This window comes from Vibrio sp. 10N.261.55.A10 (genome assembly GCF_041470825.1).
GTDB lineage: Bacteria > Pseudomonadota > Gammaproteobacteria > Enterobacterales > Vibrionaceae > Vibrio > Vibrio crassostreae_C.
In genome coordinates, this window is sequence record NZ_JBFRNC010000078.1 from 1 (window position 1) to 7,245 (window position 7,245).

Consider the following 7,245-nt stretch of genomic DNA (forward strand, 5'->3'; position numbering starts at 1 on the left):
ATCTACCCTGCCAGATAGGGAAGGAGGCACAATGGAAGAGGCAATGCTTGTAAAGGTAAGCGGTGAAAATATAAACCCGCAAAAGAAAATCTCGCAAGAAGAATTAGAATGCATCGATCAAGCCAAACATGAGATATTTGAGTTCAACCGAGAGTGTCAGCTTTTAGATTATGTAAATGAAAATTATAATTCATTTCTTCGTGAACTCCGGAATAAAGTCAATGGTCATTACAATAGCGGAGAGGTAGTTACTCCGTTCATCTATGATGAGTTTATTCGATTTATCAACAGAAGTTTGCTTAACCTACTTACGTCAATGAGAACAATGACTGACCACTTAGAAGCACGAGTTAAACGTACTTATGGCTCTGAATCTGAGGAATGGAAAGCACTAAAGAAACTACTGTCGCACGCTTTTGATAATGAGTTTTCATATTGTTTTGCTAGTAAACTGAGAAACTTCGTTCAGCACGTTGGTATGCCTCCCATTCATTTTTCTCTCGATGACAAATTTGAATCAACTCATATTGAGTCTCATGTTAAGTTGGAGTTTAGTCGTGACGAGTTACTAAACAGTTACGATAGTTGGGGAGCCATTGTGAAGCCTAGACTACAAGCTCAAGCTGAGTTCTTTTGTGTCTTTGAAATTATTGAAAAATTAGTTAACTCCTTGTTTGATATCTATGCTCAGTTTAAAAAAGAAACATCGTTACCTAAAGTACAAGAAGCAAGAGACTATATATTGCAGCTTATAAACGAACCTCAAGGGTATGTTTATAATGAGTATGCCGTAGGCTACTTCGATAAAGGTGACGGTAATAAATTGTCAATAAGGCTATCTTGGTTGCCTGCAACTTTATTTGAAAAGCTGGATCTTATCGAACAGCACCTGTAACAATATAACAAACTGTTTAAGAGTGATTCGCAACGCGTGGCATTTTTACTATGCATTGGTATAGGTGTTTAAGGTGGTATGCGGCAGCATCGGTATTGCGTTGCTCACACCTTAATTGGGTTGATATGACCCCCTCTGTCAATAAGAGCGTAGAAGTTTCTGCTCCCGCATTTATAGAGCCTAGCTTGTGTTCTAAGTCTTCTGTTACATTGGGTTTATGAAAGTCTGAGTCGTCCATCGAATAGTAGAGTAACAAGGGCATTTCTCATGCCGTATTTTTGGTAATTAGTTCTTCCTGTCGATTATCGAATTTGTCCTAAACCCACTATTAAGGCAGGGAACCCCAATGAATAGAACGCTATGGTTCGCACTCATTTCGCTTTTGTTTTCAATGACAATGGTATTTTGTACATACAGTTATGGCATAGAGAGCCACGTTGAAGTAATCACACTCACTTTAGTATTGTCTGGCCCTCTGATTTTTACCTTTGCGCTTGTTGTCATTTTTTGTGGCGCACCAGTCATTAGCAAGTACAAGTTACTTGGAACCATCGCAATTTGTGTGCATGGATTTACAGCCTCACTGCATGTGCTGTGGAACGGTTTTATGTTTGTCGATGTGATTAATAAACAAGGCTTAGGTCCGGGACAAGGTTATTCTGGTTTGATACTTTGGGTTGGTAGTATCAAGGCGATGCTACTTGGTTTGGTTGTGGGAGTATGCCTGCATTACTTGCTACGATTTTTTAGAAAGGCTGCAGTAAGATAACTGTTGGCTAGTTAGTGGATTGTTCGTTGTCTATGGGAGTTGTCGCTGTGTTTTATAGTAAGGAATTCAACAAGGGATTGCTGCTCATCCTTGTTGCGATAAGTGCTTTCATTGTCGTTACCTCTGATAATAACCCCGGGACATTAATCGCTCACGCCATCAACGGCTTAATTGCTTTGCTCTTTTTCTCCATGACCATTGAGGTCAAAGACAATGTACTAAGCTGGTATTTCGGCTTTGGTTTTTGGCGTAAGAATGTAGAAGTGTCAGACATTACAGAGACATCGTTTTATCAAAGCAAGTGGTATCAAGGTATTGGTATCCGAATGCTGAGCGATGGTTGGTTGTATAATGCATCGATAGGTTCAGCGCTTAAGTTAAGCCTAAGCAATGGAAAGCATGTTTACATTGGTTGTAAGGATACGGACGGTTTAAAGCTGGCCTTGAAAACCGCTAACGAACAGATAACGCAAAAGTGATTTACGAGGCTTGGCACTTTTCGTTTTGAGTTGGACTAATTTTAAGGCTGTATGCTTTAAGTGAGCTGCATTTTAATATCTCAACAAGTGGATCGGAGGTTCAATGGACCAAGCAATCAAAACACATTTCGACGAGTATCCCGATGATGTTCGAGCTCGGCTTGAAGAGTTGCGTTCATTAATCTTTGAGCTTTGCTCTGATTTGGAACTAGGTGACGTCGAAGAGTCTCTGAAATGGGGCGAGCCGAGTTACAGCGTTAAGACGGGCAGTCCAATTCGAATCGATTGGAAATTAAAATCGCCAAACAACTATTACTTGTTCTTTAACTGCCAAACGAAGCTAATCGACACATTCAGAGAATTGCACGATGGCACATTGGTATTTCAAGGTAATCGTGCAATCGTCTTGAAACTGACTGAACCACTTCCCAAGGCACCAATCAAGCAGTGCTTGGAGTTAGCCTTAACTTATCAGCAACGTAAACATCTCCCACTTCTTGGCGCGTAGTTCTTATATGTTGTCATTATATTTCTTAAACAGGTTTTCTGTGTTCTAGCTATCACTCTTTAAAGTGCTAAGACTGTACCATCTTGATTAGTATCAAGAGGCTAGGGAATCTCTATAACCAACGCTGATTGTATTGCTTACCGTTTAAAAAGGTGTTCTAGTCACCTTGTATTTCAAACTTAAAAGGAAGTTGTATGAATTTAGATAAAGCCAAAAAACGTATCGCAAAGCAGGTTAAAAAAGGCGACCACGGATACCCAAAAATCACGTTAGCGTATTACGGGACGACCAAAGATCTCGCAACGGAAGTCGCGGTTCAATTTATGCTGGGTGAGGGCGATGGTGTTCAAGAAGAGCGTTTTTCTTGTGAAACCGAAATCCGAGATAATGAATTAGTTCAAACGACGTTACTCAAGATAATCGAGCGAGCAAATGTTAACTCAGTGATTGAAGTTGAAGGCGTGGCTGTTCTTTAGTTTGCTTTAGCCTGGAAACGAAGCCAACACGAGAACTCAGGTGTATAATCCACATTTTTATCGAATTAGGCAGGACACATGGCGATCTCGTTTGAAACTCAAAGACTAAAAGTAGAAGAAGTCGCAGGTGAACTTACTGTTCCTGAACGTTCGGCTCTGCTTGAGCGAGTACCTGGCATTCTAACCTCGTCAGTAGTTGAAAACCTTCCACCATACTTTCATGGTATTGTGTCAGGTGAGCTGGCTGAAATTTGGCTCGACCGAATGTTGTCGGGGAGCCGCTTACTTCAAGTGAAATCCAACGATAATCAATTGATTGGTTTTCTGTTCGCTTATGTAGAAGACGAAAGTGATGCTCATATTGGCTACTTGCTTGCAGAAGAGTTCTGGGGCAAGGGTTTAGCGAGTGAGCTACTGAAGGGTTTCATCACAGAAGTCGCTAAAATGGAGTCATGGTCAACACTGATTGGCGGTGTCGATCGTTCAAACATAGCCTCTGCCAACTTACTTAAAAAGCTAGGTTTTGTTGAGCAAGCCTCTGACGAAAGTGCTGTGGTTTTCTATGAATATAAGCTTTCTCGTCTTAACTCTTAATTCTTAATTCTTAATTCTTAACTCTGAGCTCTCAGCTCTTAATTTCTAATCCCTAACTCAAGCCACATCTGCGTTATACATTCATTGCCAATGTCTACGTCAATTGATAGGGAAGAAACCTTATTACACCATTCAACTGAGAACCGAGAGCAGCGAGTCTAGTTAACGTGGGCTAATTCGGCACTCTGTGTTTCATTAGCGACTTTCCAATCGCCCCCTAAGGCTTTATAGAAAACAGGCTTTGTATCCACATTAGACCATACTGGTTTAGCGACCTCGACCATCTACCATTACGATGATTGTTTTAGAGATGATGCTCAGATCAGCGGCAATCCAAGACTTAACCGAACATAGGCTTAGTGCATAACTGTGGTCAAAACCTACTTTACGACGTACATCATCAATACAGGTGTCGTAACCTTGATTTACTTGTGCAAGCCCTGTAATACCAGGCATTACACCGTATGTGCGGTCGGCAAAGTAAGGAATTTCGTTCTCTAGTTTGGTGTAAAAAGTAGGGCGTTCAGGGCGCGGGCCAATTAGAGACATTTCACCTTTCAGTACATTGATCAGTTGTGGCAGTTCATCAAGACGTGTCTTTCTCAAAAAGCGGCCAACAGGCGTGATTCGTGGGTCATTCGCGGTAGCCCAAACTGCACCAGAGCGAGTTTCTGCATCCTCGTACATGCTACGGAATTTCATGATCTCAAAGATTTCCATTTTCTCCGGTGTCGATTTACCAACGCGCAATTGACGGTAGAAAATAGGGCCACGAGAAGTGAGTGCAATCGCCATCGCAATCAACGGAAATACGGGCGCTAGCAAAATCAAAGCAATCAGTGAGCTTACAAAATCGAAAGTACGTTTAGCACGCGAAATTTTGTATTGGTATAGGTTTTGGGTAGATAGCTGTTCAATGTTAATCATAATAAGTCCTTAATGATTTGCTCGTGTCCAAGGTGAGTTTTCTAGTCCGATTAGGTAACGAATGCCACCAATGAAGTTGGCATAATGTCCAACTATCAAATAAGAGATTAATAAAATAGGTTTGTTTACTAGACGCTTTGGTAAGATGCAGCCAAGGACGCCAATGGTATAAACGGCAACTTGAGCCCATAACAGCGCTTCAAATACCAAGTAGTTGCTAAGTAAGATTGAGCACACTAAGCACACAATCATTAAATAGGGAGTGAGCAGGCGAAGTCCTTTTCCTGAAAAGAACGCAAACGCGATGCCTTTGAACTTCGGGCTGAACAAGCCAAATAATCGAATCGCTTGTTGCATGTTACCCGCTGAAATACGAAGTCTTCTTTTGAAGTCCGTTTCTAGGTTCGATTCCTCTAGCTCTAATGCCACCATTTGGGTTTCGTATTCGGCGATGTAACCTTGTTTAACGATTTGCATCGGTAAGATGAAATCATCATTAATAGTGTTGAGTGGAAGCAGTTCAAACAGGTGTGTTCTAAACAAGTAGAAAGCGCCATGAGAACCCAAGCTAGAACCTAACGAAGCCTCAGACTCTTTAACCGCGGTTTGGTACTGCCAATACGTGTTTTCGCCTTCATTGCCTGTTGGACAAAGTTGATACGTTGCGTTTACCACTCCAACCTTGTCACTTTCAAAATGAGCGGCAGCTATAAGCAAAGCATCCAATGAAATAAGGGCAGAAACATCACTCATCGCCGTGATATCACTGGTTATACGTGTCACTTCTTCATTAACAACCGCGACTTTACCTCGGTTTACTTGATGGTCATGTATCTCAAAATAGACATCACTACACATCGCTTCTTGTATGGTCATTTGTGCAATGGCGACTGTGTTATCAGTGCAACCATCGCAAGCGATAATGACTTCCAACTTCTTTTTTGGGTAATCGAGTGAAGCAAGGTTACGAATCTTGTCTGCGATCCACTGTTCTTCGTTAAATGCAGGAACAAGAACGGTTATGGTCGGCAACGTGCAATCTTGCTGTTCCTCTTTGTAGCAACGATGACTCTCTTCAACTTTGCGTGCGGGGCGGCTTTTCGCATACCAACGCAGTAACAAAGGGTAGGCTGCGTGATGATAGACAATCAACGCACCTGAAAACAAACAAAGTCCCGCAAGCAACCAATCAATCATGCGTAAGCTCCTTCTGATATATCGTTGTAAGACGAAACCATTTTGATGATGTCGAAGTTTTCGAGTACGTAACGACGAGGTGACAAAAAGCGTTCATTTTGCTTTTCTAATAGCGCACTAGCTAACCCCACAATGCTGCCGCTTTTGACGAGGACGCCGCTGACTGGACATAAGGTTTCATCGACGGCACCAACGTCCATTGCGACGGTTGGAATATTGCATGCTTGAGCTTCAAGTGTAGAAAGCGGCAGCCCTTCGTGGCGTGAAGGTAGGCAGAACGTATCCAACGCTCCGTAAAACGTGGTCATGTCTTCAACTAAGCCAAGAAAGATGACTCGGTCACTCAGATTCAAGCGGCTAGTCAGTTGCTCTAGTTGATTGCGTTTAGTACCGCCGCCAGCCAATGCGACAACCATGTTTGCAGGTAAAAGAGTCAGTGCTTTAATAAGTTGATCTTGGCCTTTGACATGTTCTAGTCGACCTGCACAACCGATGATGTGTTTGTCTGTCGGCAGGTTTAGTTTTGCTCTCGCGTGTTCTTTCGACATTGGCTTAAACTTCTCACAATCAACGCCATTTTTGATGGTAATGATGTTCTCATAAGAAAAAGCAGTGCGTAGTTGGTTATAAACACGTGTCGCGTCGGCAACTAACGTTGGTTGAGCAGCTTTTAAAGCAAGCGCTTGTAATCGACGACGTTTGTTGTTGTTCAGATGCCAAGCGTCATGTTCGGTATGGATTCGAGTTGGAACCCCGGTTACGCGAGCGGCATACCCAGCGTATAACAGTGGGCCAATATGATGGGTATGAACCACATCAGGGCGAATCGCGTTGAAGGCTTTAATTAGCTTAATAATGATATTGAATTGTACGCCTGGTGCTTTATCCAAAAAGACGATTTGCTTTTTGTATGGCTCTAGCTTCGGCCAGTTGTTTATAGACTCTTGTTTAGTACCCTCTAAACTGACAATCGACACTTGGTCTGTTGGTTTAGCAAGGCGGAGCAAATCCAGAGTTAGGGTTTCTAATCCACCCGGTGCAAGGTGCTGAACAACGTGTATGATCTTTTTGCCATGCTTCGTTAAATGCGTATTCATAGTTTGGACCCTGCCTTTATAATTGTTGTTTCGCCTTTCTGACGTTTCTCTTGAAGTAACTTCTTTAAAACGTTTAACTACACAAGGAGATTGCAGGAGTTGTGCCAATTAAATAACCGTTATTTTTCAGTTGTTTAGATTGTTTAATTCTAGGGCAGTTTTCATTTCTCAAAATGGGAATCAAAACAAAATACAATTGAATGGCAGTTTGAATCATAGGGCTTGGGTAAATCGAAAGTAGCATTAGAACTTGGGGCTCTAAATAAACAAAACGCCAAGCGAGCCCTATCTGGCAGGGTAGAT

Annotated in this window: 9 protein-coding genes; 6 read left to right on the plus strand and 3 right to left on the minus strand. The window is 42.1% G+C overall.

Annotated features, from left to right (window positions below; all coding sequences use genetic code 11):
* The 6 genes from AB4274_RS20400 to AB4274_RS20425 form a co-directional block, all read left to right on the plus strand.
* The coding region (locus AB4274_RS20400; protein ID WP_372113048.1) for a hypothetical protein at positions 1 to 895 on the plus strand (895 nt) is incomplete at its 5' end.
* Between the two features lie 346 nt (positions 896 to 1,241).
* The gene (locus AB4274_RS20405; protein WP_372113050.1) at positions 1,242 to 1,664 is read left to right on the plus strand and encodes a hypothetical protein; all 423 of its coding nucleotides are present in this window, start codon (positions 1,242 to 1,244) and stop codon (positions 1,662 to 1,664) included.
* A gap of 32 nt (positions 1,665 to 1,696) precedes the next feature.
* On the plus strand, positions 1,697 to 2,143 hold the full coding sequence (locus AB4274_RS20410) for a hypothetical protein (protein ID WP_372113059.1): 447 nt from the start codon (positions 1,697 to 1,699) through the stop codon (positions 2,141 to 2,143).
* Between the two features lie 103 nt (positions 2,144 to 2,246).
* Complete coding sequence (locus tag AB4274_RS20415; RefSeq protein ID WP_372113052.1) at positions 2,247 to 2,651, plus strand: DUF1801 domain-containing protein; 405 nt, start codon at positions 2,247 to 2,249, stop codon at positions 2,649 to 2,651.
* Between the two features lie 194 nt (positions 2,652 to 2,845).
* The gene (locus AB4274_RS20420) at positions 2,846 to 3,127 is read left to right on the plus strand and encodes a hypothetical protein (protein ID WP_017059577.1); all 282 of its coding nucleotides are present in this window, start codon (positions 2,846 to 2,848) and stop codon (positions 3,125 to 3,127) included.
* Between the two features lie 78 nt (positions 3,128 to 3,205).
* Entirely contained in the window at positions 3,206 to 3,721 is a 516-nt protein-coding gene (locus tag AB4274_RS20425) for a GNAT family N-acetyltransferase (RefSeq protein ID WP_372113054.1), read from the plus strand.
* 267 nt (positions 3,722 to 3,988) lie between these two features.
* On the opposite strand, the gene AB4274_RS20430 is transcribed toward AB4274_RS20425, so the two are convergent.
* Genes AB4274_RS20430 through AB4274_RS20440 form a run of 3 tightly spaced genes read right to left on the minus strand, consistent with a single transcriptional unit; the run spans position 3,989 to position 6,942 of the window.
* Positions 3,989 to 4,648, minus strand: a complete 660-nt coding sequence (locus AB4274_RS20430) for a sugar transferase (RefSeq protein WP_017059580.1) — start codon at positions 4,646 to 4,648, stop codon at positions 3,989 to 3,991.
* Positions 4,649 to 4,657: 9 nt separating this feature from the next.
* Complete coding sequence (locus AB4274_RS20435; protein WP_372113056.1) at positions 4,658 to 5,845, minus strand: glycosyltransferase family 2 protein; 1,188 nt, start codon at positions 5,843 to 5,845, stop codon at positions 4,658 to 4,660.
* A complete protein-coding gene (locus AB4274_RS20440; RefSeq protein WP_372113057.1) occupies positions 5,842 to 6,942 on the minus strand; it encodes a glycosyltransferase in 1,101 nt (366 codons plus the stop codon). Before AB4274_RS20440 ends, AB4274_RS20435 begins: the two co-directional genes overlap by 4 nt.
* Positions 6,943 to 7,245: the final 303 nt, after the last annotated feature.

Excerpts from the sequence above, each read along its gene's own strand:
- AB4274_RS20405 (WP_372113050.1), top strand. The coding sequence starts at position 1,242 with ATGAATAGAACGCTATGGTTCGCACTCATTTCGCTTTTGTTTTCAATG.
- AB4274_RS20415 (WP_372113052.1), top strand. The coding sequence starts at position 2,247 with ATGGACCAAGCAATCAAAACACATTTCGACGAGTATCCCGATGATGTT.
- AB4274_RS20420 (WP_017059577.1), top strand. The coding sequence starts at position 2,846 with ATGAATTTAGATAAAGCCAAAAAACGTATCGCAAAGCAGGTTAAAAAA.
- AB4274_RS20410 (WP_372113059.1), top strand. The coding sequence starts at position 1,697 with ATGGGAGTTGTCGCTGTGTTTTATAGTAAGGAATTCAACAAGGGATTG.
- AB4274_RS20440 (WP_372113057.1), bottom strand. The coding sequence starts at position 6,942 with ATGAATACGCATTTAACGAAGCATGGCAAAAAGATCATACACGTTGTT.
- AB4274_RS20430 (WP_017059580.1), bottom strand. The coding sequence starts at position 4,648 with ATGATTAACATTGAACAGCTATCTACCCAAAACCTATACCAATACAAA.
- AB4274_RS20435 (WP_372113056.1), bottom strand. The coding sequence starts at position 5,845 with ATGATTGATTGGTTGCTTGCGGGACTTTGTTTGTTTTCAGGTGCGTTG.
- AB4274_RS20425 (WP_372113054.1), top strand. The coding sequence starts at position 3,206 with ATGGCGATCTCGTTTGAAACTCAAAGACTAAAAGTAGAAGAAGTCGCA.